Consider the following 23847-nt stretch of genomic DNA (forward strand, 5'->3'; position numbering starts at 1 on the left):
ACCCCCGCGGAGGTCCGCCGGCCCTCGGCTCGTTCAGTTGGACCGTCCCCGGATCATGCCGTGCGGATCGAGGACGTACTTCTTCGCCGCGCCCTGGTCGAACTCCTGGTAGCCCTGCGGGGCCTGGTCCAGCGGGATCGGCGTGGCGTTGACGTTCCGGGCGATCTGCACCCGGTCGTGCAGGATCGCCATCATCAGCTCCCGGTTGTACTTCATCACCGGGCACTGGCCGGTGACGAACGAGTGCGACTTGGCCCAGCCCAGGCCGAGCCGGATCGACAGCGAGCCCACCTTCGCGGCCTCGTCGACGCCGCCGGGGTCGCCGGTGACGTACAGGCCGGGCACGCCGATCGCGCCGCCCGCGCGGGTGAGGTCCATCAGCGAGTTCAGCACGGTCGCCGGCATCTCGGTCTGCGCGTTCGCGCCGTGCCCGCGGGCCTCGAAGCCGACCGCGTCGACGGCCGCGTCGACCAGCGGCTGGCCGGTCGCCGGCGCGTCGTGGCCGAGGATCTGCTGGACCTGCTCCGCCGGGTCACCCTCGGCGACGTTGACGGTCTCACAGCCGAAGCTGCGGGCCTGCTGCAGCCGCTCCTCGTTCAGGTCGCCGACGATGACCACCGCGGCGCCGAGCAGGAACGCGGAGGTGGCGGCGGCCAGCCCGACCGGGCCCGCGCCGGCGATGTACACCGTGGAGCCGGTCGTCACGCCGGCGCTCACGCAGCCGTGGTAGCCGGTGGGGAAGATGTCCGTCAGCATGGCCAGGTCGAGGATCTTCTCCATCGCCTGGTCCCGGTCGGGGAACCGGAGCAGGTTCCAGTCGGCGTACGGCACCATCACGTACTCGGCCTGGCCGCCGACCCAGCCGCCCATGTCGACGTAGCCGTAGGCCGAGCCGGGCCGGTCCGGGTTGACGTTGAGGCAGACGCCGGTCTTGCGTTCCTTGCAGTTGCGGCACCGGCCGCAGGAGATGTTGAACGGCACCGAGCACACGTCGCCCACCTTGATGAACTCCACACCCGGGCCGACGTCCACGACCTCACCGGTGATCTCGTGCCCGAGCACCAGGCCTTGCGGGGCGGTGGTGCGCCCGCGGACCATGTGCTGGTCGCTGCCGCAGATGTTGGTGGCCACGGTCTTGAGGATCGCGCCGTGCGGCGTGCGCCGTCCGACGTTGGCCTTGTTGACGCCGGGCCCGTCCTTCATCTCGTACGTCGGATAGTCGCTGTCGCGGACCTCGACCTGACCGGGGCCCTGATAGACAACCGCTCTGTTGCCTGCCATCTTGTGTGCTCCAATCCTGATCACGCTCGGGTAACCAACTGGACGATGGCGCCGCCATGACGGCCATGTTTCTCGGGTCGCCGGGCAAAGAAAACCGTCGATAGTTACGAGACGTGCCAATAGTCTGATTAGGTGCACGTCGACCCAGTGGAGGCGGCGGGTGCCCGACGCGGTGCGCAGGGCCGGCTCGCCACCGCCGCGCCTTCCTGCTCTCCGGGGTGCCCGCATCGGACCCGGCCGGTGGCGACGGGCCGGCGCGACCGTGGTGCGCCGGCCCGTCCTGACCCGGTGTCAGACCGGGAGCCCGCCGACCTGCTGGTTCACCCAGGTGCGGATGGACGGCAGGTCGCCGTAGATGGACGGTGCGGTCGCGCAGACCGAGCTGTTGTTGCCCGCCCGGCTGGTCACGCCGATCAGCGCCCAGCGACCGCCGACCAGGCGCACCTGCGGGCCGCCGGAGTCGCCGTAGCAGGCGCCCGCGTTGCCGTTGGTGTTGTTGGTGCAGATCTCGTACGCCGCGTCGATGCCGGCGCACCGGCTGTCCGCCACGATCGAGGTGTCGAGCTCGTTGGCGACGCGCGGGGTGGAGCCGCAGCCCCGGCTCGGGCAGGTCTGGCCCCAGCCGATGATCCGGGTGGCGGTGCCGACCGCGCCGGACGCCGTGGGGATCGGCGCGGGGGCGTAGGACACGGACGAGGCCAGCTCGAGCAGCTTGACGTCGATCCGCGGGTGGTTCACCCCGCGCCGGACGGCGACCACGGTGCCGCCGCTGCTCCGGTCGACGCTGCCGACGCGGACCGAGCTGGGCGTGGGGCAGTGCTTGGCCGTGACAGCCCAGTTGCCCTTGATGAGCGAGCCGGTGCAGCCCGAGACGTACACCATGAACGGGTAGTTCTCGGTGGCCGGCCGGCCACCGACCACCTGGGTGACCGGCGGCGGTTCGGGGGCGGGTGACGCGACCGCGGCGGCCGGCGCGAGCAGGCCGGCGGCGGTGACGGTGACGGCGGTGAGGAGGGTCCGGGCGAGGGTACGCATGCGGCTGTCCTGTCTGTGCCGTAGGGGGTGACGGCGGGCGGTTGCCCGGACAACCGTAGCTACATAGTGATGCTCATCGATACATATCGAACGGGGCCTACCGCGGCGTGATGACCGCGCGTAGCCGGCGTCCGAGGCTGCGCCGGAGCAGCAGGATCACCGGCACCCCGAGCACCAGCGGGACGAGCCCGAGCGCGACCTGCTGGACCAGAGCGAGATCACCGACGGTGAAGACGTCCCAGGAGGGACCGACGAGCTGCTCGGCGGTCTGGAACGCGAGGTGGAAACCGATCGGCACCCAGAGCGTGTCGGTGACCGCGCGGACGGCCCCCTGCACCACGGCGAACCCCAGGAACAGCACCACCCGGTCGGCGGTGGTGGCGGCACCGACCGCGAGTCCGAAGAGGGCGAACAGCGCGGCCTGGCCGAGCACGGCCCCCCACCGCGGCAGCGCGGTGGCGAGGTTGCGGTAGAGGTAGCCCCGGAAGATCAGTTCCTCGGGCAGCGCCTCGTACAGGAAGACCAGCAGCACCAGGGCGAGCGCCGACAGCACCGCCCCGGCAGCCGGTGCGCGCAGGCCGATCTCCAGCCGCCCCGGCGCGGCGAGCGCCGCGACGGCGACCCCGGCCGGGACGAGATATCCGGCCGCGCCCAGCAGCAGGAGACGCAGCGCGGTCCCCGGCGCGGCCCGCCGCAGCCCGGCCCAGGGAAGCCGGTCGAGGCGGCGATACGCGAGCACGATCATCGGTACGACGAGAGCGGTCACCGCCACCGCCGAGAAGACGTGCCTGCCGCGCTCGTAACCCGGCCCGAAGAGGACATCGCCGACCCGGTCGACAAGTCGCCAGATCAGCGTGGCGGCCGCGAAGACGATCGCGACGCGCCAGCCGAGCCGGGCCCGTCGGCCGGTGGTGTCCGTGTGCTCCATGTGCCCGCCTCCCCGTCCTGGATAAGAGCGTGCGGCCGGCGCACCTGACGCTGCTACGGCCCGAAGTCGCTGCCTCCCCGACCAAAGTCGACACCGCCGGCCTTGTGCTGATCCGGTCGTCCCGCGATAATGCTGCACCGTGACCGACGACCTGGCTGCGAAGCTCAACACTGCCGTCCCGCACTCCGCTCGGGTGTGGAACTACTGGCTCGGCGGCAAGGACAACTTCGCCGTCGACCGTGCGGTCGGTGACCAGGTGCGGGCGGTGTTCCCCGAGATCGTCGAGGCGGCGCGGCAGTCCCGGGCGTTCCTGCGGCGGGCGGTGACCTATCTCGCCGGTCCGGCCGGCATCCGGCAGTTCCTGGACATCGGTACGGGCCTGCCGACGGCCGACAACACCCACCAGGTCGCCCAGCGGGTCGCGCCGGACGCCCGGATCGTCTACGTCGACAACGATCCGCTGGTGCTGACGCACGCCCGGGCGCTGCTCACCAGCACCCCCGAGGGCGTCACCCGCTACCTCGACGCGGACCTGAGCGACGTCGACGCCGTGATCGGCGAGGCCGGCAGGACGCTCGACCTCAACCGGCCGATCGCGCTGATGATGCTCGGTGTCATGGGCCACGTCGAGGACACGGCCGTCGTCCGGTCGATCGTGGACGCCCTGGTCGCGCGTCTGCCCGCGGGCAGCTACCTGGCCATGTCGGACGGCACCGCCACCAGCGAGCGGGTGATCGAGTCACACCGGCAGTACAACGAGAGCGGCGCGGTGCCGTACCACCTGCGCGAGGTGGACGACTTCCGGAGCTTCTTCCGGGGCCTGGAGCTCGTCGAACCCGGCGTGGTGCCGCTGCCGGAGTGGCGACCCGAGGACGACGATCGCCCGGCCGTCGACGGCTACTGCGGGGTCGCCCGCAAACGCTGACCCCGCTGGTCCTCCGGCATGACCTGGCCCGGTCAGACGCCGTAACCGTGCTCCACGATGCGCTTCGCCATCGGCAGGTAGTCCTCCGGTCGTTGCGGCGCGAACGTGCCCAGCCCGTCGACGTAGCGGTTGAACATGCAGAAGGCCGCGGCGATCAGCACGGTGTCGTGGATCTCGACGTCGTCGGCGCCTTCCGCACGGGCGGCGTCGACCAGCTCGGCGGTCACCGCCCGGCCGCTCTGCTGGACCGCGCCGGCGATGCGCAGCAGCGCGCGCAGCTTCGGCGACACCGGCGCGGAGTCGAGGTCCGCGCGCACCTTGTCCACCAGCGTCATGCCGGCGTCGAGCTGGACGGCGGCGAACGCCGCATGCGACGAGCAGCAGAAGGTGCACTCGTTGAGCCCGGACACGTAGGCCGCGATCAGCTCACGCTCGCCCGGCGGCAGCGAGTGCGGCGCGCGGAGCAGCACTTCGGCGAGCATGTTGAGCGGCTGGGCGGTCTCCGGACGGAAGCGCATCGGACCCGTGATACCGGGAAACGCATGCTCGTCCACGCCGAGGTCGATGTAAGCCATGCCGTACGGTGGCACACCGCTGCCGGATGCACATCTTCCTCCTTGCGCTGTCAGCGCGGGATCAACTGATGGTCCGCCGGGGACCGGAGGACGTGCTGGAGCTCCGAGACGCACATCATGTACCCGGTCGGCGCCGGTAGCCGATCGAGGTAGTACCGGAGGTCGGCGCCGAGCGCGAAGACCCGGACCGGGGTGCCGGCGTCGCGCGCGTCCTCGATGACCCGCCGCAGCCCGTCGAGGACGGCCGGGTGCCGGGTGCGGTAGGACTCGGCTACCAGGTGGTTGCTGCGGTCCGCGGCGAGGTAGAACTGCACGAGGTCCTTGGTGCCGACGAACAGCTCGTCGGCGCCCGCGGCGCAGATGTCCGACGTGGCGTGGACCGCGGCCGGCGTCTCGATGAACGCCGACAGCGGCGTCTCCGGCGACAGGCCGAGGTGGGGTCGCAGCTTCGCGAATTCCTCGGCGTCGGTCAGGAACGGCGCCGAGAGGTGGACGCGGTCGGCCTCGTCGCCGAGCCGTTCGCGCAGGGTGTCCAGCATGACGTGCAGCGCCTGGGGGTAGGCGGCCGAGCGGAGCAGCCATCGGGTGCCGTGCAGGCCCATGTCCGGGTTGGGCTCACTCGGCACGGTGGCTTCGTCGGTGATGTGGACGGCATCGTTCGAACGCAGGTCGAGCATGCGCAGGATCAGCCGCTGACCCGGCCGGAGCGCGTCGACGCAGACCCGCAGCTGCTCGGCGATCGCGCGCCCGTACGCATGGACCGCGGCCCCGCCGCGCAGGGCGTCGATCGGGCTCAGGCCCGCGGAGAAGCACAGGAACTCCTCACGGACGAAGAACGACTCGATGTCCGCGGCCCGCGGACCGATCGAGTTGAGGCCGCCGATGTCCCGGGGATCGGCGATCACGGCACAGGCCGAGCCGACCCCGTCCGGCAGTGGACCGGTGGCGCCGGTGGTCGCCGCGCCCCCGCCGCCGGCGGCACCGACGGTGACCGATTCCTGGTCCAGGTCGACCGTCACCACACCGACGAGACGGTCAAGGTCGGCCGGGCCGACGAGCAGGACGGGGATGCCCTTGGCGCGACAGATGGACTGCATGTGGCCGGTGCTCCCGCCGGAGCTGCAGACGACCGCGCGGGCGGCCATGAGCGCGTCGTACAGCCGCGGATGCAGTGTCTGCGCGATGAGGATCGAACCTGCTACGGGTCGTTCGGTGCGATTGCACGGCCCGTCCACCACGGATGCGGATCCGCGGATGAGCAGGACGCCACGGATCTGTCGGTCGGTCATGGGTGGTCCGCCTCTTCATCGTTGCTGATGCCCAGCAGCCGGCGCAGCTGGCGCGGCGTCACCGAGACGTCCGTGAGCTTGCGGACCGCCGCCTGGTTGACCGCGGCGCGGATCAGCCGGCCGCCTTCGTCGGTGCCGCCGGTGAAGCGATGGTCCGCGCGCAGGTGGCCGGCCAGCTGCGCATCGAGGCCGGCGCGCTCGGCCCGGGACCGCGCGGCCAGCAGCCTGACCGCCAGGGCGACGGCCTGCTCGAATTCGGCACGGGTCGCCTCGTCGGCGCTGAGCGTGCGGTGCAGCTCCGCTGCGGCGTGGCGTGCCGCGCCGTCGCAGCCCAGCTCGAGCCGTTCGACGATGTGTGCCGCGACCACAATGGAATGGTTCTTGATCGCGGCGAGGTTGAACGCGAAGGCGCCGGTGCGGCCGTTGCGCACGATCTCGTCGCCCTCGCGCATCACCCCGATGGCGGAGAGCATCTCGATCGGCTCGCCGTCGGGCCGTAGCGGCGTGCCCCGGTCGTTGATCTCGATGCCGCGGCCGGTGCGCCGATGCGGGGTGACGAGGTCGTCGGCCAGCAGGTTCGTCCACAGCGGAGAGCCGACATGGGTGTAGTCGAACTCCCGGCCGAAGTTGCACACCACCAGATCGGCCGGGATGACGCGGGTGCCGGTCCGGGTCGCCACGGCGACGTCGAGCCGGCCCGACGCGGCCGGTCTCACCGCCTCGATCCGGCCGACGACAAGCTCGACCGAGCCGGGGCCGGACGACATGGCATGCTCGACGATCGAGGTCGTGTAGGGCACCGCGCCGACCCGCAGCGAGGCGATCTGCGTGCTGAACTCGTTGAGCAGCTGCCGCAGCTCGTCGGTCGGGATCCGGTCGATGACCCGGGGGAGGTAGGGCTCCCACGCCTTGGCGACTCGTTCCGTGACGATCCGCCGGTCGATGCCGGGATGGTCCCTGGTGACCGCGAGGCAGGCGGCCTCCCACTCGGCCCGGACGCGGGCCAGGAAGTCCGCCCGGTTCCGGTACGGCTCGAACAACGTTGCCGGGGCAGGGAGCCGCACCACGCCGTGCTCGTGCAGGTCCGGGTACGTCCGGGGGACGGCGCCGGACCTGGAGACCAGGTGGACGGTGCCGGTGTGGCCCTGGCGCAGGAGCAGCGCCACCGAGTCGTACGCGCTCAGCACCGTTCCGACGATCACGACCCTCGCCTCGGCCGGCGTCGCCAGCAGCCGCTGTACGCCGTCGGTCGAGTACGGGTGCCGGATGAACGCGTCATGGTCCAGCACGTCGGCGGCGAACGCCGGCTGCCTGAGCTCCATGCCGGTCGCGAGGATCACGTGATCGGCTGTCAGGGTCCGCGGGTGCGCCGCACCGTTGCTGCCCGGCTGCCGGATCGACACCTCGACGTGGTCCGCACGGACGTGCAGGTCGACCGCCTCGCCGTCGGCCTCGACGAGATCAACGCCGGGGTACGCCTCCGCTCGCGCCTCGGTGATGCGGTCGGTCAGGTAGTCGTGGTAGATCCGGCGGGGCGCCGGCCCGTGCTCGTCGAACGTGAAGTCCGTCCACGGCGCCCGCCAGCCGCTGCGGTCGGCCTCGTGGTTGGCCCAGCGGACGAAGTCGTTGACATCCTCGCGGAACGCCGACATCCGGCCGGCCTGGATGTTGAACACGTGGTCCCAGGGGTTGCCGTCACGGTGGTACGCCACGCCCGCATACCGGTAGTCGTCCCGGCGCTCAAGCAAGACGATCTCCAAGGGCCGGCGCGCGAACTGCAGCAGCCGGATGGCCGTTGCCGTGCCGGCCAGTCCGGCACCGACGATGAGAACCCGAGGACGACCCATACCTGCCTCCGTTGTGGTTATCGGCAGGAAGCATCGACCAACCAATGTGGATCAATTGCATCCTCCTGACACGACGCAGGCATCATCCTAGGGATGCGTTGATATTGGCGGCGAGACGCGAAAGGGCGCTACTTCAGCAGTGCTGAAGCCGGCGGCGTCCCCGTGGAGTGCGGTTACAGTCGGGGTGCCGGCGGGTTGCGGACGATCGGCGGGCTCGGCAGACCGGCGCAGGACATCGACCATGATCTTCACAAGAAGGACGGCGAGCATGGATCAAATGACGGTGGCTCTCGCTCAGCGCGGGCAGACGGCATCCGTCGCGAGCATTCGCGATCACACCGTGGTGATGGACCGCCCGGCCTCGCACGGGGGATCGGACGCGGGCCCGATGGGCGGTGAGACGCTGCTCGCCTCGGTCGGCGGCTGCTTCATGAGCACTCTGCACGCCGCCGCCCAGGCCAGATCCATCCCGGTCGAGGACGCGACCTGCCGCGTCACCGGCGTGTTCGCCGCGCACCCACGCCGGTTCGGCTCGATCCACATCGAGGTGGCCTGCGGCTCGTGCCCGCCCGCGGACCTCGAACACCTCGTTGAGGTCGCGGAACGCGGCTGCCTGGTGGCGGCGACCCTCAAGCAGGGCATGGCGGTGACCGCGTCGGTCGCCGCCCGGCCTGCTCACGCGGACGAACCGGCGGACGTCGGCCAGGTCTGAGCGACACCGGAGCGGCGCCGGAGCGTGCCGGGCGCGTGCCGGCCGACAACAAGCCCAACCCCGCGGGCGCGGCGGCGCCGGGACGCCCACCGGCGTTCGACCAGGCCGCTCACCGGCAGCGCAACGTCGCCGAACGCGGTATCAGCCGCCTCCGACAACGGCGTGAACCATGATCCCGAAGGCGGCCTCTAGTCGTCGTCTCCGTCGTCGTCATCGTCGTCGTCCTGCTCGCCGCCGGGGCAGCCGGTGAGGGTCAGCAGGCCGGCGGTGGCGCCGACCGCCAGCAGGGTGCGGCCGAAGAAGCGGCGCCGGTCCATCCCGGCGGCGGTGGTCGGTTCGTCCTGCGGGCCGCGCTCGGTGTCGTCCATCCCGGCATTCTCGCAGTGCCGGGCCCCGGCCGGGAAGGCTTCGGCCGGCTACGTTGCCGGTGGCGGGCTGGTGTACACGGCCGGGTCACCCTGCAGGAGCCAGATCCGTGGGCTGTTGATCGGCACGAACGACCGGTCGCCGCCCGGTTCGCGGGTGGCCGGCACGGCGTCGCCGCTGGGCAGGTGCATGATGAAGTTGACCGGCTTGGTGTCGTCGGTGAGCGGGATGTCGTACTCGGCCCAGCCGTCCACGATGCGCGCCGCCGGCCAGGGCCGATCCCAGGCCACCTGGGCCAGCACCGCCGGGTCGATGCCGTCACCCCACAGGTGCAGGCCCCAGCCGGGGTAGTCGCCGGCCGGGCGGTGGTAGCGCACGGTGGCCACCGCCAGCGGCGGCCCGGCGTAGCGGACCGTGCGGGTCGCGCTGGTCACCCGGGTGCCGCCGGGTTCGGTCAGGATCGCCCGGTAGCGGATCTCGGTGCCGGCGGCCAGGCCGAGCGGCGCCAGGTCGTCGAAGACCGTGTACGCCGGTGACGAGTCGTCCCGGCCGATCGTGGTCCACGCGCCGCCGGCGACGCTGCGCTCGAAGCGGACCACGTGGGTGGCGCGCTCGGGGTCGGCGACCGCGCGGACCTCGACGGTGCCGCGGACGTTGCTGCCCTCGGCGGGCGCCTCGATGGTGAGCGCCGGCGCCGGCACGCGGGTCTGCCGGCTCCGGCTGGTGGCGGTGTGCCCGGCGTTGTCGAGGACCACCGCGCGGTACTGCACCGGCGTCCCGGTGCGCAGGCCAGCAACGTCGTGGAACACCCGGTACGGCGCGGTGTCGTCGGTGCCGATCGGGCTCCAGCGGCCGTTGCCCGCCCGGGCGTAGAAGGTGACCTCGGCGAAGGAGGAGCCGGCGACGGTCGCGGACACCTGCATCCGGCCGCGGGCACCGGCGGCCGGCGCCGGCTCGGCCAGCGACACCGCGGGGGCGGCCTGCGCGGCGGGGATCCGGTCCGCGGCGGCGTACACCACCGTGGACAGCGGGGGCACGGTCAGGGTGAGGCGGCGGTCGGCGGCCGAGGTCACCCGGGCCGGGCCGGTGCCGTACACGCGGTCGAAGCGGCCGCCGGACAGGTATGTCGGGACGGCGGCCGTGCGGGCCTGCTCGCTGTTGTTGAGGGCGACCACGTACTCGCGCTGCCGGCCCCGGTCGACGCGGGAGAAGGCGTAGACGCCGGCGTCCGCGTCGGCGTACCGGTGCTGGTGGGCGCCGTCGCGCAGGGCCGGATGCCGGCGGGTGAGCGCGGCCAGGTCGGCGATGCTGCGGTAGAGCGGGTGGCCGGTGACGAAGTTGTCCTGCGCGTGCGTCGCCGTGGTGCCGAGCAGGTCGTCGTCGAGGTACTCGGGCACCCGGCTGGCGAACATCGTCTGCCGGGCGTCCTGGTCGCCGCCGGGGCCGGTGAAGCCCTGCTCGTCGCCGTAGTAGATCACCGGGTTGCCCCGGGACAGGTACATCAGCTCGTGCGCGAGCCGGTCCCGGGCCAGCCATTCGGCGTCGCCGGCACCCGGGTTGTCGGCCTGCACGAACGCGCCGATCCGGCCCATGTCGTGGTTACCGAGGAAGGTCGGCAGCTGGTAGACGTTGGAGTCGGCGTCGGTGTACCAGTCGTCGTCGGCGAAGAACTCGCCGAGCCGGCCGGCCGGCTGCCCGCGCGAGGCGAAGTCGCGGGCCGCCTGCTGGAACGGGAAGTCGAGCACCGCCTGCATGTCGTCGCGGGTGGTGAAGTGCGAGGTGAAGGACTTGGTGGTGTCGAAGACCTCGCCGAACATGAAGAACTCGGACTTGCCCTGCTGCCGGGCGTAGCGCAGCACCTCGGGACCGAAGCTCTGCCAGAACTCGTCGTTGACGTGCTTCATGGTGTCGATCCGGAAGCCGTCGATGCCGAAGTCGGCGATCCACTTCTTGTAGATGTCCGTCATCCCGCGCACCACCCGCGGGTGCTCGGTGAACAGGTCGTCGAGGCCGAAGAAGTCGCCGTACAGCGAGTTCTCGCCGACGAAGGTCGTGTCGCCGCGGTTGTGGTAGAGCGTGACGTCGTTGAGCCAGGCCGGGACCTTCAGGTCACGCTCGGCCGGGTCCAGCACCGGCGAGTACGGGAACGACACCTCGGCGCTCAGCGGCGGGAAACCCGGCCGGCCGGCGTAGTCCCGGTCGTCGAAGGGCCGCCCGGCCGCGGTCCGGTACGGCTCGACGTCCTTGGACACGTACGGCTGCCGGGCGCCCTCCCGGTAGCCGATGACGTCCGCGGTGTGGTTGGTGATGATGTCGAAGTAGACCTTCATGCCCCGGGCGTGCGCGGCGTCGACCAGCGCCCGCAGGTCGGCGTTGCTGCCCAGGTGCGGGTCGATCTGGGTGAAGTCGGTGATCCAGTAGCCGTGGTAGCCGGCCGACGGGCCGTCCTCGAGCTGCACGGCCTTGTTCTTGAAGCTGGGCGTCAGCCAGATCGAGTCGGTGCCCAGGCCCTGGACGTAGTCGATGCGGCGCAGCAGCCCGTCGAGGTCGCCGCCGTTGTAGAAGCCCTTGCGGGTGGGGTCGAAGCCGGAGACCAGCGGGTCGTCGCCGAGCCCGCCGCGGTCGTTGCCGACCTCGCCGTTGTCGAACCGGTCGGCCATGACGAAGTAGAAGTTCTCGTCGGTGACCGGCGCCCGCAGCGAATGCCGGCCGGGCAGGCCGCCGTCGACCCGCCCGGGTGGCGCGGCCGCGGCGGGGGCCGTGGCCAGGCCGCCGGTGAGCATCGTGGACAGCAGAACAGCGACAGCACGACGCAGATGCATGTGCATGGCCCCTCCCGGTAACACGCCGGCAATGACGTTACCCAGGAAGGACTCAGACCAGAAGGGACTGTCGCATCTCCATACCGGGGTTGTAGGCGCCGACGATCCGGCTGCCGCTGGGGTCGGACACCTCGACGGTGTTGTTGCGGCGCATCAGCTCCCGGACCGGTGGCGGCAGCGGAGGCGGCTCCGGCATGGCCGCGCGCAGCTCCCGGGCGGTCAGGATCAGCCGCGCGGCCAGGGCGGCGGCGTCCACGTCCACCTGGACGCGGCCGTACTCCCAGCCGGCCAGGGTCAGGTCGAGCACCTCGAACACGTACCCGAGCAGCGGCTCCGGATCGGTCACCCGGACCGACCGCCGGGCCCGGTCACCGACGACCGTGACGGCCGCGGCGACCTGCACGTACGGGTGCAGCCCGGCGGGCAGCTCGAAGAGCGACCAGCGCAGGTACTGCCCGGCCTCCTGCCACAGCGGCCGGTAGTTCCGGCGGTCCACCACGAGCCCGTGACCGGTACGCCGGTGCAGCTCGGCGGCCTGCGCGCGGAGCTCGGCGTGCGCGGCGTCGGCGAACTCCCGCAGGATCTCCGCCGCGACGGTCAGGCCGTCGTCGTCGTCCAGCAGCCGGCCGACCGCCTCCGCCTGCTCGGGGAACCGCACCGGCACGTGCCGGCCGAACTCCTGCCGGACCTGCCGGCGCAGCGCCTGCTGCCGTGCCGGATCGTGCTCCACCTGCCGTTTGCCGAGCCGGAACCACCGCATGTCGCCTCGTTTCCGCAGCCGCTTGGCGAACGCGACGGTGCTCCCGGCCCGGCTCGTGCCCGGTCAGGAGCAGTGTTGCTCGATGGGGGACAGCCATTGCTTCAACGTGGAGCCGAGCACCGTGTTCACGTCCTCAGTCGTCTTGATCTTACTGAACAGGTCCGCGTCGGCTGCCTTGGCCGTGAGCTGGTCGGCGGTCTTCTTGCCGTCGGTGCGCAGCTGCGGGTCGGCGCTCTGCTGGGTGGCCCCGCGCAGGTCGGTCGCGAACGCCTTCAGGGCCTGCTGCGCCTGCTGCCTGGTCTTCTTGTCGGCGCCCTCGGTCAGCTTGCTGAGCGCCTCGGCGACCGGCGCCATGTTCTTGCTGTACACCTTGCCGATCGCCTCGCACGAGGACTTGATCGAGGAATCGCTGGCCACCGCGCCCGGCGCCGGCGCGACGGCGGAGCCGATGCCCACGCCCGGCCCGCCCGGGGCGGGGTTGGTCGCGGTGCCGCAGGCGGCCGCCGAGAACAGCACACCGCCGATGATGAGAGCGCGCACGAGCTGGCGCATCGGATCCTCCTGCTGGTCATCTCCGGGGAACGTCGGTGGGAGCGCTCCCACAATCGCCTGCACCATACGTCCCGGCCGTGCCGCCGTCTAGAGACGCCCTTCAATTCCTCGCGGCGAGCCGGGCGGCCGGACGGGGCGCCGCGGCCGACTTGACCACGAGATACTAAGCGCGCATACTAATTGCATGACGACGATCGCCACCGCACTGATCACCACCGACGTTCCCGCCGCCGCCTTCTTCGCGCGCTGGGCCGACATGGCCACCTGGCCGAGCTGGAACACCGACACCGAGTGGGTCCGCCTCGACGGGCCGTTCGAGACGGGCGCCACCGGCGCGCTCAAGCCCAAGGGCGGCCCCACGACGAAGTTCGTCATCACCTCGCTCGTCCCCGGCCGCGAGTTCACCGACGTCTCTCTGCTGCTGGGCGCCATGCTCACCTTCGAACACCTGGTGCGCACCGCGGCCGACGGGCTGACCGAGGTGCGGGTGCGGGTGACCCTCGCCGGCCCGCTGGCGTTCTTCTGGCGCCGGGTGCTCGGCAAGGGCATCGCCGACGGGCTGCCGGCCGACCTCACCCGCCTGGAGGCGGCGGCTCGCGCGGCGGGGGTGCCGGCATGAAGTACTGGCTCGGGGTGGTCTGCCGCGACCACGTCCGCCGCGGCGCCGGGCTGGGCATCGCGCAGCTCGGCCACGGCAAGCGTGCCGGGCTGGCCCGGCTCGGGGCCGGCGACTGGCTGATCTACTACTCGCCGCGCACCAGCCTGCGCGGCAGCGAGGCCCTGCAGGCCTTCACGGCCATCGGGGAGCTGCCCGACGACGAGATCTGGCAGGCCGCCGAGGGCGACTTCCGCCCGTGGCGCCGCCGGGTGCGCTACCGCCCCGAGGCCGTCGAGACGCCGGTCCGGTCGTTGCCGCTCGACCTCACCGCGGCCCCGGGCTGGGGCCAGCAGCTGCGTCGCGGGCTCGTCCCGCTCAGCGCGCACGACTTCGCGGCGATCGGGACGGCCATGCTCGGCGCCTCCCCGGTGACACCGTCGTGAGCCTCGCGACCCGGCATGACAGTGCGGACGACAGTCCGGGCCTGCTGCTGTGGCAGGTCGGCAACCGGTGGCAGGCCGCGCAGCGGACCGCGCTGAAGCCGTTCGGCCTCACCCACGTGCAGTTCGTCCTGCTGGCGACGCTGACCTATCTCGGGTCGTCCGGCCCGGTCACCCAGAAGGCGCTGGCGGATCTCGCCGCCACCGATCCGATGATGACCTCGCAGGTCCTGCGCGCGCTGGAGGGCCGCGAGCTGGTGCACCGCCCGGAGCACCCCACCGACCGGCGGGCCCGCGCGCTGGCCGTCACCCCGGCCGGCCGCGAGCTCGCCAACCGGGCGGTGGTCGCGGTGGAGGCGTGCGACGCGGCCTTCTTCGCCCGGCTCGGCGACGACGGCCCCGCGTTCACCGCGGCGCTGCGCCGGCTGAGCCGACCCTGAGCCGACCCTGAGCCGGCTCAGGCCGGCGGGCCGGCGACGATCACCTCGGTGCCGGCGCGGCGGATCGCCTCGATGCCGGCCGGGTCCGCGCTGGCGTCGGTGACCAGGGTCGCGACGTCGGTGATCGCGCAGATGCCGGCCAGGCAGACCTTGCCCACCTTCGAGCCGTCGGCCACCACGATCACCCGGTCCGCGCGCCGGATCATCACCGCGTTGGTGTTCGCCTCGATCTCGTCGTGGGTGGTCAGGCCGCCGCGGGCGCTGATCCCGTCCACCCCGACCACCGCCACCGCCATGTTCAGCCCGGCGAGCGCCTGGTCCGCGATCGGCCCGACCAGCTCGTAGGACTGGGTGCGCGACACCCCGCCCGTCATGATCAGCTTGAGCCGGGGGCGCAGGGCCAGCTCGGCGGCGATGTTCAGCGCGTTGGTCACCACGGTCAGGTCCACCCGCTCGGCCAGCAGGCGGGCCAGCAGGTGGGTCGTCGTGCCGCCGGTCAGGCCCAGGGTCAGCGGGCCCTTGGGCAGCAGCGCCGCGACTTTCTGCGCGACCAGGGCCTTCTCCTCGCGGTGCTGGCCCACCCGGTAGCGGACCGGCAGCTCGTACGCGACGTCGACCGCGACCGCGCCGCCGTGGGTGCGCGACAGCAGCCGCTGGTCCTCCAGCACCTGCAGGTCGCGGCGGATCGTGGCGGGCGAGACCCGGAACTCGTCGGCCAGGTGCCCGGCGTCGACCGAGCCGTGGCTGGCCACCCGGTCCAGGATGGCCGAGACCCGGTCGGCCCGGCGCAGCGAACTCTGTGGCATGGACCCTCATCAGAACGAATGATCAAACGCGCAGTCACTGTAGTTCGTTTCCAAGCGAAAGGCCAGATTTCCTTGCGCGTTCGGGACGGAACCGCCAACAATCCCGCCATGACAGTGATCGCCTTTCTCGGCGCGGGCAGCGTCGTGTTCACCCGTGAGCTGCTCGCCGACATCCTTTCCTTCGACGAGCTGCGCGAGGTCACCCTCGCCCTGCACGACATCGACGCCGAGCGCCTGGAGACGGCCGAGGCGATCGCCCGCCGGACAGCCGAACAACTCGGCGCGAAGCCGGTCATCACCACCAGCCTGGACCGGCGGGCGGTGCTCGACGGCGCCGACTTCGTCATCAACGCCATCCAGGTCGGCATGCACGCGGCCACCGTCCGCGACTTCGAGATCCCGGCGAGGTACGGGCTGCGCCAGACCATCGGCGACACCCTCGGCGTGGGCGGCATCTTCCGCGCGCTGCGCACGTTCCCGGTGCTCGACGGCATCGCCCGGGACATGCGCGAGCTGTGCCCGCAGGCCTGGCTGCTCAACTACACCAACCCGATGGCGATGAACATCGGCTACCTCGCGGCGGTGGCGCCGGATCTCAAGGCCGTCGGGCTGTGCCACTCGGTCTACTGGACCGTGCGCGACCTGAGCGAGCTGCTCGGCGTGCCGTACGGGGAAGTGGACTACACCGGGGCGGGAGTGAACCACCAGGCGTGGCTGCTGCGCTTCGAGCACCGCGGCGAGAGCCTCTACCCGCGGCTGGACGAGCTGCTGGCCCGCGACCCGCAGTTGCGCCGCCGGGTCCGGATGGACATGTACGCCCGGCTCGGGTACTTCCCGACCGAGACCAGCGAGCACTCCTCGGAGTACCTGCCCTGGTACCTGCACGACGACGCCGAGATCGCGCGACTGCGCATCCCGGTCGGCGACTACCTGCGGATCAGCGCCGACAACGTGGCCGAGTACCACGCCGTGCGCGCCTCGGTGCTGGCCGGCGAGCCGCTGGACGTCAGCCGCGACGCCACCGAGTACGCCCCGCAGGTCATCCACAGCATGGTCACCGGGACGCTGCGCCGGATCCACGGCAACGTCGCCAACCGGGGGCTGATCAGCAACCTGCCCGAGGACTACGCCGTCGAGGTGCCGTGCGTGGTCGACGCGCTGGGCGTACGCCCGGAACGGGTCGGCGCGCTGCCCCCGCAGTGCGCCGCGCTGAACCGCGGTTTTGTGAACGTCGGCCAGCTGACCGTGCAGGCGGCGATCACCGGTGACAAGCGGATGGTGCGGCAGGCGGCGATGGTCGATCCGAACACCGCGGCCACCCTACCGCTGGACCAGATCTGGGCATTGTGCGACGAACTGACCGCCGCGCACGGCGACCTGATTCCCGAGGCGCTGCGGTAGCGAGACAGAGACGTGCATCGTGGAATGCTCGTTTGGACGTGAAACCTTGTGAAGCGAAAACAAACGAGCATAATCCTCGACCATGAACGACACGTCGGAGGAAATCGCCAGCCAGCCCGCCACCTGGGAGCGGGGCCTCGCCCTGACCGCCCAGGCCCGCCACGAGCTCGCCGTGCCGGGGGAGCGGGTGCTGGTCCTGGGCTGCGGCACCTCGTGGTTCGTCGCCCAGAGCATCGCCGAGCTGCGGGAGGGCGCCGGCCTCGGCGAGACCGACGCGGTCTGCGCCTCCGAGTACGTCCCGCGGCGCCGCTACGACCGGGTCGTCGCGATCACCCGCTCGGGCACCTCCACCGAGGTGCTCGACGCGCTGCGGCAGGTGCCCGCGGGCACCCACCGGGTGGCGGTCACCGCCGTCGCCGGTGAGCCGGTCGACACGCTCGCCGAGACCCGGCTGCTGCTCGACTTCGCCGACGAGCGCAGCGTGGTGCAGACCCGCTTCCCGACCACGGTGCTGGCGCTGGCCCGCGCCGCGTTCGGCGAGGACCTGAGCCACCTGGCCGACGACGGCCGGGCCGCGCTCGTGGCGCCGCTGCCGGCCGACCCGGCCGCCATCGACCACCTGGTCTTCCTCGGCACCGGCTGGACCGTCGGGCTGGCGCACGAGGCGGCCCTCAAGGTCCGGGAGGCCGCGCAGGCCCACTCGGAGTCGTACCCGGCGATGGACTTCCGGCACGGGCCGGTCGCCGTCGCCGGCGCACGCAGCCTCGTCCTCTCGTTCGGCGCGGTGCCGCTCGGGCTCGACGAGGTCGCCCGGGCGGCGGGAGCCACCACCTACCGCGACGACCGTGACCCGCTCGCCCAGCTGGTCCTCGCCCAGCGTTTCGCCCTGGCCCTGGCCGCGCACCGCGGCCTCGACCCCGACCGCCCCCGGCTGCTCACCAGATCCGTCGTCCTCACCGACGCGGTTTGACGAAAGTAGGTACTCCGATGACCTCCATTCGGCGCGGCCCGGCCACCCGGCTGCTGGCCGCCGCGAGCGCGGCACTGCTGCTGACCGCGGCCTGCACGGGCGGCGAGGCCGACGACGGCGACGCGGCGCAGGGCTACGACCCCGCGGCCGCCGTGACCCTCACCTGGTGGACCGGGCAGACCTCGGAGGCCGAGAAGGTTGCCGAGGGCCTGGCCGCGGAGTACCACGCCGCCCACCCCAACGTCACGATCAAGACCTCGGCGGGCGCGCCCACCACGGACGACCTGCTGACCAAGCTCTCCGCCGGCTTCACCGGCGGCAGCTACCCCGACATCTCGTACGCGTTCGGCAACTGGGCCGGCGACCTCGCCGCCAGCGGGAAGACCCAGGACCTCACCGGCTTCGTCGCCGACCCGTCGTTCGGGTGGACCGAGATGCCGGCGGCGGCCCGTACGGTGGCCACCTCCGACGGCAAGGTGATCGGCATCCCGGCGCTGGTCGACAACCTGGCGCTGATCTACAACAAGAAGCTCTTCGCCGCCGCCGGGCTCGCCCCGCCCGCCGACGACTGGTCCTGGGAGCAGTTCCGCGAGGCGGCGAAGAGGCTGACCGACCCGGCGACGAACACCTACGGCACGGCGTACTCGGTCTCCGGCAGCGAGGACACCACCTGGCACCTGTGGCCGCTGCTCTGGCAGAACGGCGGCAAGATCCTGGACGGCACCAAACCGGCGTTCAACTCCGACGCCGGCGTCAAGGCCCTGGAGACGTTGCGGGTGATGGCCGTCGACGACAAGTCGATGTACCTCGACCAGACCGACGAGAAGTACGCCCGGCTGTTCAACAGCGGGCGCATCGCGATGATGCTCTCCGGCCCGTGGGCGCTGCTGGAGATCAAGGAGGCCAAGCTCGACTACGGGGTGGCCGCGCTGCCCGGCGTGAACGGCGACCACCAGACCGTCTCCGGTCCCGACCTGTGGGTGCTCTTCGACCACGACGACGCCAACCGGGCCGGCGCCTCCCGCGACTTCATCAAATGGCTGACCAGCGCGCAGATCGACGCCAAGTGGAACCTCGCGGTCGGTAACCTGCCGTTGCGGTCGAGCGAGCAGAGCACGCCCGAGTTCGCCGCCTACGTCAAGGAGTACCCGGGCGGGCAGAAGTTCTTCGACAACCTGGCCAACGCCAAGCAGGCCCGGCCCACCGTGGCCGGCTACGAGGTGATGTCCCGCGCCGTCGGCGACGGGATCGCCAAGGTGCTGCAGGGCGCGGCCACCCCGAAGGAGGCCCTCGACGAGGCCGCCCGCAAGTCGGCCGACGCGCTGGAGGAGTGATGGCGCTGACGTTCGCGGCAACGCCCCGTACGGCCTCGCCGGAGGTGTCCCGGCCGCGCTCGCCGCGCGGCCGGGCGGCCCGCCGCTCGCTGACCGGGTGGGCCTTCGCCGGGCCGGCCACGCTGCTGGTGGTCGGGCTGTCGATCTTCCCGGCGGTCTGGGCGTTCTTCATCTCGCGCACCAAGTGGAACGGGATCGCGCCGGCCACCGACGTCGGCTGGCGCAACTACCAGCGGATCGTCGGCGACCCGGACGCGATCGCCGCGGCGCAGCACACGCTGGTGCTCACCGCCCTGTTCGTGCCGGGCTCGATCCTGCTCGGCATGCTGATCGCGGTCGCGCTGAACCAGAAGATCCGGTTCATCGGCTTCTACCGCACCTGCATCTTCGTGCCGTACGTGGCCTCGGCCGCGGCCACCGGCATCCTGGCCAGCTTCGTGTTCAACCCGCAGTTCGGCGCGGCGAACGAGACGCTGCGCCGGCTCGGCCTGCCCGCCCAGCAGTTCCTGGAGAGCCCGGGCCAGGCGCTGATCGTCATCTGCCTGATCGCGCTCTGGGGTGAGGTCGGCTTCTGCGCGGTCATCTACCTGGCCGCCCTGCAGGACATCCCCAAGGAGCTCGTCGAGGCGGCCACCGTGGACGGCGCGAGCAAGTGGCGCGTCTTCCGGCACATCACGCTGCCGGAGCTGCGCCCGGTCACCGTGTTCACGGCGATCTGGCAGACCATCACGGCGATGCAGCTGTTCGACCTGATCTACACCACCACCCGCGGCGGGCCGCTGAACAGCACCCAGACCGTCGTCTACTACATCTACGAGCTGGCCTTCCAGACCCAGCGGCTGGGCTACGGCGCCGCCGTCGCCTACCTGCTCTTCGCCGTGACGATGCTGCTGACCGTGGCGGTCATCGGCTACAACCGCCGCTCCGGATCGGGGGCCTTCTAGTGCTACGCCGCCTGCCGTTCAGCCCCTGGCACCTGCTGCTCATGCCGCTGGCGCTGGTCTTCGTGCTGCCGCTGGTGCAGATGGTGCTGACCTCGTTCATGACCGCGCAGGAGATCAACCAGTTCCCGCCCCGGTTCCTGCCGAGCAGCCTGCACCTCGAGGGCTACCGGACGCTGCTGAGCGAGTCGCACATCGTGCGCTGGTTCGCCAACACCGTGCTGGTGTCCACGATCGCGGTGGTCGCGCACCTGATCCTGTGCTCGCTGGCGGGCTACGGCTTCGCCCGGCTCAAGTTCGCCGGCCGGGGCGTGGCGTTCCTGGCCGTCGTCGCCACCGTGATGATCCCGATGCAGCTGCTGATGATCCCGACGTACCTGATGTTCGCCCGGGCCGGCATCGTGGACACGCTCGCGGCGGCGTTCGTGCCGTGGCTGGCGTCGGCGTTCGGGATCTTCCTCATGCGCCAGTTCTTCCTGTCGCTGCCGGTCGAGCTGGAGGAGGCCGCCCGGCTGGACGGGTGCAGCACGCTGCGCACGTTCGTCAGCGTGGTGCTGCCGCTGGCCCGCCCGGCGCTGGCCACCCTGGCGATCTTCACGCTGCTGTCCAGCTGGAACGACCTGCTCTGGCCGCTGGTGGCGATCAGCGACGACACCCGGTTCACCCTGCAGGTCGGGCTGGCCAGCTTCCAGGGCACCCGGCGCACCGAGTGGGCCCAACTGATGGCGGGCAACGTGATCACCACGATGCCCCTCATCATCGCGTTCCTGGTGGCGCAGAAGCGCTTCATCGCCACCATGACCTTCAGTGGCCTGAAGGGCTGAATCGCCCGGGGGCGATTCAGCGAGGTGGGTGGTCGGGCCGGGCGTGCCGGTCAGGGTTGCGTCGGGCTGATCTCGTCGCGGGTGGGCTGGGCGGCGGTGCCGCCGGCTGCCCGGGTGCTCAGGGAGCCGGCCACCGCGGCCCAGCGGATGGCCTCGCCGATCTTCAGGCCGCCCAGCCGGGCGGCCAGGAACCCGGCGTTGAAGCTGTCACCGGCGCCGGTCGTGTCGACGACCTCGACGGCGAGGCCCGGCGCCGCGCTCTCGTCGCCCGGCCACCAGGCGCGGGCGCCCGCCGCGCCGTTCTTCATCACCACGGTCGTGCCGGCCGCCACCAGCTGCGCCGCGGCCTTGTCGACCTGCTGCTCGCCGGTCACCGCGCGCAGCTCGGCGGCGTTGGGCAGGAACACGTCGGTGTGCGCCAGGATGTCGGTGATGGACTCCCACTTCTCGGTGGGGTCCCAGTTGGTGTCCAGCGACGTGCCCACCCCGAGGGCGCGGGCCCGCTCGAACACCCCGGCCAGCCCGGCGGCCAGCCGCGGCTGCAGGTAGAGCGACGCCACGTGCAGGTGGCGGGTGCCGGCCAGGTGCTCGTCGGTGATGTCCTCCGGCAGCAGCGCCGGGATCGTGCCCGGCAGGGTGAGGATCGCCCGGTCGTCGCCGTCCGGGGTGAGGATCACGCTGAGCCCGGTCGGCAGGCCGGTGGCCGCCCGGGGCAGGATCAGCGCGACGCCGCGCTCGGTGAGCCGCTCGCGGGTGATGTCGCCGAACACGTCGTCGCCGACGGCGGTGAGCAGGGCGGTGTCCAGGCCCAGCCGGGCGCAGCCGGCCGCGGTGATCGCCGCGGAGCCGCCGAGCACCAGGTCCGCCCCGGTCAGCAACTGCTCGGCCTGGCCGAAGCGCGGGCGCACATCGCCGCGCAGCACCAGGTCCGGGTTGGCGTCGCCCACCACGAGTACGTCCACGAGTCAACTCCTCAGCCGGTGTACAAGTGAACACTCCATGTTGTCCACTTGCCCTTTTGTTCCCCTGTGACAGGTACCGGGAGCACCATACGCGCACAAACGACAGTTGACACCTGTGCGTTCGATCAGTTGAATCGCTGACAACGATCGAGCCCAGCCGGTAGCCAGCCCGGCACCTCCTTCGCCAGGGTGGTTCACCGCACCCGAGGCGGGGCAGATCCCTGAGCATCCCCGGGAGTCTCAGTCGTGATCACCCGTACCGTTCGGCACTGTCTCGTCGCCGGCACCGCCGCCCTCGCCCTCGCCGTGGGGTTCACCCTCCAGGCGGACGCGGCCACCACCACCCTCACCGGCCGGGCCGCGGCCGTCACGCCGCCACCGGTCAACGCGCCGTTCGACTACCAGATCGGCGGCGCCTACACCCCACCCGCCGGCGTCCGGGTGGTCAGCCGGGACCGGGAGGCCGCGCCGGCCGCGGGGCTCTACAACATCTGCTACGTCAACGCGTTCCAGGTGCAGCCGCAGGAGGTGGCGTGGTGGCAGCAGAACCACGACGACCTGCTGCTGCGCGACGCCGCCGGCGCGTACGTCATCGACGGCGCCTGGGACGAGATCGTCCTGGACATCCGCACGCCCGCCAAGCGCACCGCGCTGGCCGCGATCGTCAACGGCTGGATCGACGGCTGTGCGGCGCGGGGATACCAGGCGATCGAGCCCGACAACATCGACACCTACGACCGCTTCGACACCCTGCTGACCCGGGACCAGGCGGTGGCGTACCTGCGGCTGCTGGCTCCGCACGCGCACGCCGCCGGGCTCGCCATCGCCCAGAAGAACACCACGTCGCTGGAGGGCCAGGGCAAGGCGGCCGGGCTCGACTTCGCGATCGCCGAGGAGTGCGGGCGTTACGGCGAGTGCGGTGACTTCACCGACGTCTACGGCGACAACCTGATCGTCATCGAGTACACCAGCAGCGCGTACAAGAAGGCGTGCAAGGCGGTCGGCGCCCGGGTCTCGGTGGTCCGCCGGGATCTCGACGTCACCGCCCCGGGCAGCGGCACGTACGTCTACAGCGCCTGCTGACGCGATGATCCTCACGGTCACGCTGAATCCGGCGCTCGACCTCACGTACCGGGTCGACGCGCTGGTGCCGCACGGCACCCACCGGGTCGCGGCCGTCGCCGAGCGGCCCGGCGGCAAGGGCCTCAACGTGGCGGCGGTGCTGCACGCGCTCGGCGAGCCGGTGCTGGCCACCGGCCTGCTGGGCGGCGCCACCGGGCACCGGGTGGCCGCGCTGCTGGCCGCCGAGGGGGTGCCGGCCGCGTTCGTGGCGATCGCGGACGAGACCCGGCGGACGGTCGCGGTGGCCGATCGGGACGACGCCACCGGGTTCTGGGAGCCGGGCCCGCGGGTCACGGCGGGGGAGTGGGCGGAGTTCGTCGCCCGCTTCCGCGAGCTGCTGGGCCAGGCGTCGGTGGTGGCGCTCAGCGGGTCGCTCCCGCCGGGCGTCCCGGTCGACGGGTACGCCCACCTGATCCGGCTCGCCGCGGCCGCCGGGGTCCGCACGGTGCTGGACACCAGCGGCGCGGCGCTGCGTCACGGGCTGGCCGCCGGCCCCGACCTGGCCAAGCCCAACGCCGCCGAACTGGGCGCCCTGCTGGCGCCGGCCCGCGCCCCGGCCCCGGTGCCCGCCGCCTCGGCGGGGCAGGAGATGGCCGACGCGACCGTGGTCCTGGATCACGGGGCCCGCGCGGTGGTCGTCTCCCGGGGGCCGCGGGGTGTGCTCGCGCTGACCGGCGAGGGCGCCTGGCACGGCGTACCACCGGAGCGGCTCGCCGGTAATCCCACCGGAGCGGGCGACGCCTGCGTCGCGGCGCTCTCCCGCGGCCTGCGGGACCGGACCCCCTGGCCGGCGCTGCTCGCCGACGCCGTCGCCCTGTCGGCGGCGGCCGTCGCCGCGCCCGGCGCCGGCGCCGTCGACCGCGACACCTACCACCGCCTGCTGCCCGCCGTCCGGGTCAGCGCGGCCTGAGAGAGGA

At 72.0% G+C, this 23847-nt stretch carries 24 protein-coding genes; 12 read left to right on the forward strand and 12 right to left on the reverse strand.

Annotated features, from left to right (window positions below; genetic code table 11):
• Positions 1 to 33: 33 nt before the first annotated feature.
• The 3 genes from fdhA to ACIBQZ_RS11550 all read right to left on the reverse strand — a co-directional run bounded on the left by fdhA (position 34) and on the right by ACIBQZ_RS11550 (position 3244).
• Positions 34 to 1281, reverse strand: a complete 1248-nt coding sequence (gene fdhA / locus ACIBQZ_RS11540; RefSeq protein ID WP_396088494.1) for a formaldehyde dehydrogenase, glutathione-independent — start codon at positions 1279 to 1281, stop codon at positions 34 to 36.
• A 291-nt stretch (positions 1282 to 1572) separates the two neighbouring features.
• Positions 1573 to 2316, reverse strand: a complete 744-nt coding sequence (locus tag ACIBQZ_RS11545) for a S1 family peptidase (protein ID WP_396088495.1) — start codon at positions 2314 to 2316, stop codon at positions 1573 to 1575.
• Between the two features lie 97 nt (positions 2317 to 2413).
• On the reverse strand, positions 2414 to 3244 hold the full coding sequence (locus ACIBQZ_RS11550; protein WP_396088496.1) for a lysostaphin resistance A-like protein: 831 nt from the start codon (positions 3242 to 3244) through the stop codon (positions 2414 to 2416).
• A 139-nt stretch (positions 3245 to 3383) separates the two neighbouring features.
• On the opposite strand from ACIBQZ_RS11550, the gene ACIBQZ_RS11555 reads away from it, so the two are divergent.
• On the forward strand, positions 3384 to 4169 hold the full coding sequence (locus tag ACIBQZ_RS11555; RefSeq protein WP_396088497.1) for an SAM-dependent methyltransferase: 786 nt from the start codon (positions 3384 to 3386) through the stop codon (positions 4167 to 4169).
• 32 nt (positions 4170 to 4201) lie between these two features.
• On the opposite strand, the gene ACIBQZ_RS11560 is transcribed toward ACIBQZ_RS11555, so the two are convergent.
• Genes ACIBQZ_RS11560 through ACIBQZ_RS11570 form a run of 3 tightly spaced genes read right to left on the reverse strand, consistent with a single transcriptional unit; the run spans position 4202 to position 7880 of the window.
• Positions 4202 to 4744, reverse strand: coding sequence for a carboxymuconolactone decarboxylase family protein (locus ACIBQZ_RS11560; protein ID WP_396088498.1), 543 nt, complete (start codon positions 4742 to 4744; stop codon positions 4202 to 4204).
• Positions 4745 to 4794: 50 nt separating this feature from the next.
• The gene (locus tag ACIBQZ_RS11565) at positions 4795 to 6033 is read right to left on the reverse strand and encodes a putative PEP-binding protein (protein WP_396088499.1); all 1239 of its coding nucleotides are present in this window, start codon (positions 6031 to 6033) and stop codon (positions 4795 to 4797) included.
• The gene (locus tag ACIBQZ_RS11570) at positions 6030 to 7880 is read right to left on the reverse strand and encodes an FAD/NAD(P)-binding protein (protein WP_396088500.1); all 1851 of its coding nucleotides are present in this window, start codon (positions 7878 to 7880) and stop codon (positions 6030 to 6032) included. The genes ACIBQZ_RS11565 and ACIBQZ_RS11570 overlap by 4 nt, the downstream gene beginning before the upstream one ends.
• A gap of 277 nt (positions 7881 to 8157) precedes the next feature.
• On the opposite strand from ACIBQZ_RS11570, the gene ACIBQZ_RS11575 reads away from it, so the two are divergent.
• Complete coding sequence (locus tag ACIBQZ_RS11575) at positions 8158 to 8592, forward strand: OsmC family protein (RefSeq protein WP_396088501.1); 435 nt, start codon at positions 8158 to 8160, stop codon at positions 8590 to 8592.
• A 188-nt stretch (positions 8593 to 8780) separates the two neighbouring features.
• Here ACIBQZ_RS11575 and ACIBQZ_RS11580 read toward each other — a convergent pair whose 3' ends face one another.
• The 4 genes from ACIBQZ_RS11580 to ACIBQZ_RS11595 form a co-directional block, all read right to left on the reverse strand.
• Complete coding sequence (locus ACIBQZ_RS11580; RefSeq protein WP_396088502.1) at positions 8781 to 8960, reverse strand: hypothetical protein; 180 nt, start codon at positions 8958 to 8960, stop codon at positions 8781 to 8783.
• A gap of 48 nt (positions 8961 to 9008) precedes the next feature.
• Entirely contained in the window at positions 9009 to 11786 is a 2778-nt protein-coding gene (locus ACIBQZ_RS11585; RefSeq protein WP_396088503.1) for an alpha-amylase family glycosyl hydrolase, read from the reverse strand.
• A 46-nt stretch (positions 11787 to 11832) separates the two neighbouring features.
• Entirely contained in the window at positions 11833 to 12540 is a 708-nt protein-coding gene (locus tag ACIBQZ_RS11590) for a hypothetical protein (protein WP_396088504.1), read from the reverse strand.
• Positions 12541 to 12603: 63 nt separating this feature from the next.
• Positions 12604 to 13092 carry a hypothetical protein gene (locus ACIBQZ_RS11595; protein ID WP_396088505.1) on the reverse strand — a complete coding sequence of 163 codons (489 nt, stop codon included), beginning with the start codon at positions 13090 to 13092 and terminating at the stop codon, positions 12604 to 12606.
• A 184-nt stretch (positions 13093 to 13276) separates the two neighbouring features.
• Here ACIBQZ_RS11595 and ACIBQZ_RS11600 point away from each other — a divergent pair, with 184 nt between their 5' ends.
• From ACIBQZ_RS11600 to ACIBQZ_RS11610, 3 genes are read left to right on the forward strand one after another with little or no spacing between them, the layout of a single operon-like run.
• Positions 13277 to 13711 carry a hypothetical protein gene (locus tag ACIBQZ_RS11600; protein ID WP_396088506.1) on the forward strand — a complete coding sequence of 145 codons (435 nt, stop codon included), beginning with the start codon at positions 13277 to 13279 and terminating at the stop codon, positions 13709 to 13711.
• Positions 13708 to 14133, forward strand: a complete 426-nt coding sequence (locus tag ACIBQZ_RS11605; protein ID WP_396088507.1) for an EVE domain-containing protein — start codon at positions 13708 to 13710, stop codon at positions 14131 to 14133. Before ACIBQZ_RS11600 ends, ACIBQZ_RS11605 begins: the two co-directional genes overlap by 4 nt.
• Positions 14130 to 14570 carry a MarR family winged helix-turn-helix transcriptional regulator gene (locus ACIBQZ_RS11610; protein WP_396088508.1) on the forward strand — a complete coding sequence of 147 codons (441 nt, stop codon included), beginning with the start codon at positions 14130 to 14132 and terminating at the stop codon, positions 14568 to 14570. Before ACIBQZ_RS11605 ends, ACIBQZ_RS11610 begins: the two co-directional genes overlap by 4 nt.
• A gap of 17 nt (positions 14571 to 14587) precedes the next feature.
• On the opposite strand, the gene ACIBQZ_RS11615 is transcribed toward ACIBQZ_RS11610, so the two are convergent.
• Complete coding sequence (locus ACIBQZ_RS11615) at positions 14588 to 15376, reverse strand: DeoR/GlpR family DNA-binding transcription regulator (RefSeq protein ID WP_396088509.1); 789 nt, start codon at positions 15374 to 15376, stop codon at positions 14588 to 14590.
• A gap of 108 nt (positions 15377 to 15484) precedes the next feature.
• On the opposite strand from ACIBQZ_RS11615, the gene ACIBQZ_RS11620 reads away from it, so the two are divergent.
• The 5 genes from ACIBQZ_RS11620 to ACIBQZ_RS11640 all read left to right on the forward strand — a co-directional run bounded on the left by ACIBQZ_RS11620 (position 15485) and on the right by ACIBQZ_RS11640 (position 20846).
• The gene (locus tag ACIBQZ_RS11620; protein ID WP_396088510.1) at positions 15485 to 16777 is read left to right on the forward strand and encodes an alpha-glucosidase/alpha-galactosidase; all 1293 of its coding nucleotides are present in this window, start codon (positions 15485 to 15487) and stop codon (positions 16775 to 16777) included.
• A gap of 82 nt (positions 16778 to 16859) precedes the next feature.
• Positions 16860 to 17747 (forward strand): SIS domain-containing protein, encoded by an 888-nt coding sequence (locus ACIBQZ_RS11625; protein WP_396088511.1) that lies wholly within the window; start codon positions 16860 to 16862, stop codon positions 17745 to 17747.
• 17 nt (positions 17748 to 17764) lie between these two features.
• Complete coding sequence (locus ACIBQZ_RS11630) at positions 17765 to 19081, forward strand: ABC transporter substrate-binding protein (RefSeq protein WP_396088512.1); 1317 nt, start codon at positions 17765 to 17767, stop codon at positions 19079 to 19081.
• A complete protein-coding gene (locus ACIBQZ_RS11635; RefSeq protein ID WP_396088513.1) occupies positions 19081 to 20025 on the forward strand; it encodes a carbohydrate ABC transporter permease in 945 nt (314 codons plus the stop codon). The genes ACIBQZ_RS11630 and ACIBQZ_RS11635 overlap by 1 nt, the downstream gene beginning before the upstream one ends.
• Positions 20025 to 20846 carry a carbohydrate ABC transporter permease gene (locus tag ACIBQZ_RS11640; RefSeq protein WP_396088514.1) on the forward strand — a complete coding sequence of 274 codons (822 nt, stop codon included), beginning with the start codon at positions 20025 to 20027 and terminating at the stop codon, positions 20844 to 20846. The genes ACIBQZ_RS11635 and ACIBQZ_RS11640 overlap by 1 nt, the downstream gene beginning before the upstream one ends.
• A gap of 50 nt (positions 20847 to 20896) precedes the next feature.
• Here ACIBQZ_RS11640 and ACIBQZ_RS11645 read toward each other — a convergent pair whose 3' ends face one another.
• Positions 20897 to 21808: a carbohydrate kinase family protein gene (locus ACIBQZ_RS11645; protein ID WP_396088515.1), complete on the reverse strand. Its 912-nt coding sequence runs from the start codon at positions 21806 to 21808 to the stop codon at positions 20897 to 20899.
• 246 nt (positions 21809 to 22054) lie between these two features.
• Here ACIBQZ_RS11645 and ACIBQZ_RS11650 point away from each other — a divergent pair, with 246 nt between their 5' ends.
• Together ACIBQZ_RS11650 and ACIBQZ_RS11655 are read left to right on the forward strand one after the other, a co-directional pair.
• Entirely contained in the window at positions 22055 to 22891 is an 837-nt protein-coding gene (locus ACIBQZ_RS11650; RefSeq protein ID WP_396088516.1) for an endo alpha-1,4 polygalactosaminidase, read from the forward strand.
• Between the two features lie 4 nt (positions 22892 to 22895).
• On the forward strand, positions 22896 to 23840 hold the full coding sequence (locus ACIBQZ_RS11655) for a 1-phosphofructokinase family hexose kinase (RefSeq protein WP_396088517.1): 945 nt from the start codon (positions 22896 to 22898) through the stop codon (positions 23838 to 23840).
• The last annotated feature ends 7 nt before the right edge of the window (positions 23841 to 23847 follow it).

Source organism: Actinoplanes sp. NPDC049599, assembly GCF_044465625.1.
Classification (GTDB): domain Bacteria; phylum Actinomycetota; class Actinomycetes; order Mycobacteriales; family Micromonosporaceae; genus Actinoplanes.

Coding starts and splice junctions, on each gene's coding strand:
- ACIBQZ_RS11590 (WP_396088504.1), bottom strand. CDS start 12,540: ATGCGGTGGTTCCGGCTCGGCAAACGGCAGGTGGAGCACGATCCGGCA.
- ACIBQZ_RS11580 (WP_396088502.1), bottom strand. CDS start 8,960: ATGGACGACACCGAGCGCGGCCCGCAGGACGAACCGACCACCGCCGCC.
- ACIBQZ_RS11635 (WP_396088513.1), top strand. CDS start 19,081: ATGGCGCTGACGTTCGCGGCAACGCCCCGTACGGCCTCGCCGGAGGTG.
- ACIBQZ_RS11575 (WP_396088501.1), top strand. CDS start 8,158: ATGACGGTGGCTCTCGCTCAGCGCGGGCAGACGGCATCCGTCGCGAGC.
- ACIBQZ_RS11550 (WP_396088496.1), bottom strand. CDS start 3,244: ATGGAGCACACGGACACCACCGGCCGACGGGCCCGGCTCGGCTGGCGC.
- ACIBQZ_RS11655 (WP_396088517.1), top strand. CDS start 22,896: ATGATCCTCACGGTCACGCTGAATCCGGCGCTCGACCTCACGTACCGG.
- ACIBQZ_RS11570 (WP_396088500.1), bottom strand. CDS start 7,880: ATGGGTCGTCCTCGGGTTCTCATCGTCGGTGCCGGACTGGCCGGCACG.
- ACIBQZ_RS11630 (WP_396088512.1), top strand. CDS start 17,765: ATGACCTCCATTCGGCGCGGCCCGGCCACCCGGCTGCTGGCCGCCGCG.
- ACIBQZ_RS11565 (WP_396088499.1), bottom strand. CDS start 6,033: ATGACCGACCGACAGATCCGTGGCGTCCTGCTCATCCGCGGATCCGCA.
- ACIBQZ_RS11605 (WP_396088507.1), top strand. CDS start 13,708: ATGAAGTACTGGCTCGGGGTGGTCTGCCGCGACCACGTCCGCCGCGGC.
- ACIBQZ_RS11560 (WP_396088498.1), bottom strand. CDS start 4,744: ATGGCTTACATCGACCTCGGCGTGGACGAGCATGCGTTTCCCGGTATC.
- ACIBQZ_RS11625 (WP_396088511.1), top strand. CDS start 16,860: ATGAACGACACGTCGGAGGAAATCGCCAGCCAGCCCGCCACCTGGGAG.
- ACIBQZ_RS11620 (WP_396088510.1), top strand. CDS start 15,485: ATGACAGTGATCGCCTTTCTCGGCGCGGGCAGCGTCGTGTTCACCCGT.
- ACIBQZ_RS11585 (WP_396088503.1), bottom strand. CDS start 11,786: ATGCACATGCATCTGCGTCGTGCTGTCGCTGTTCTGCTGTCCACGATG.
- ACIBQZ_RS11595 (WP_396088505.1), bottom strand. CDS start 13,092: ATGCGCCAGCTCGTGCGCGCTCTCATCATCGGCGGTGTGCTGTTCTCG.
- ACIBQZ_RS11545 (WP_396088495.1), bottom strand. CDS start 2,316: ATGCGTACCCTCGCCCGGACCCTCCTCACCGCCGTCACCGTCACCGCC.
- fdhA (WP_396088494.1), bottom strand. CDS start 1,281: ATGGCAGGCAACAGAGCGGTTGTCTATCAGGGCCCCGGTCAGGTCGAG.
- ACIBQZ_RS11600 (WP_396088506.1), top strand. CDS start 13,277: ATGACGACGATCGCCACCGCACTGATCACCACCGACGTTCCCGCCGCC.
- ACIBQZ_RS11615 (WP_396088509.1), bottom strand. CDS start 15,376: ATGCCACAGAGTTCGCTGCGCCGGGCCGACCGGGTCTCGGCCATCCTG.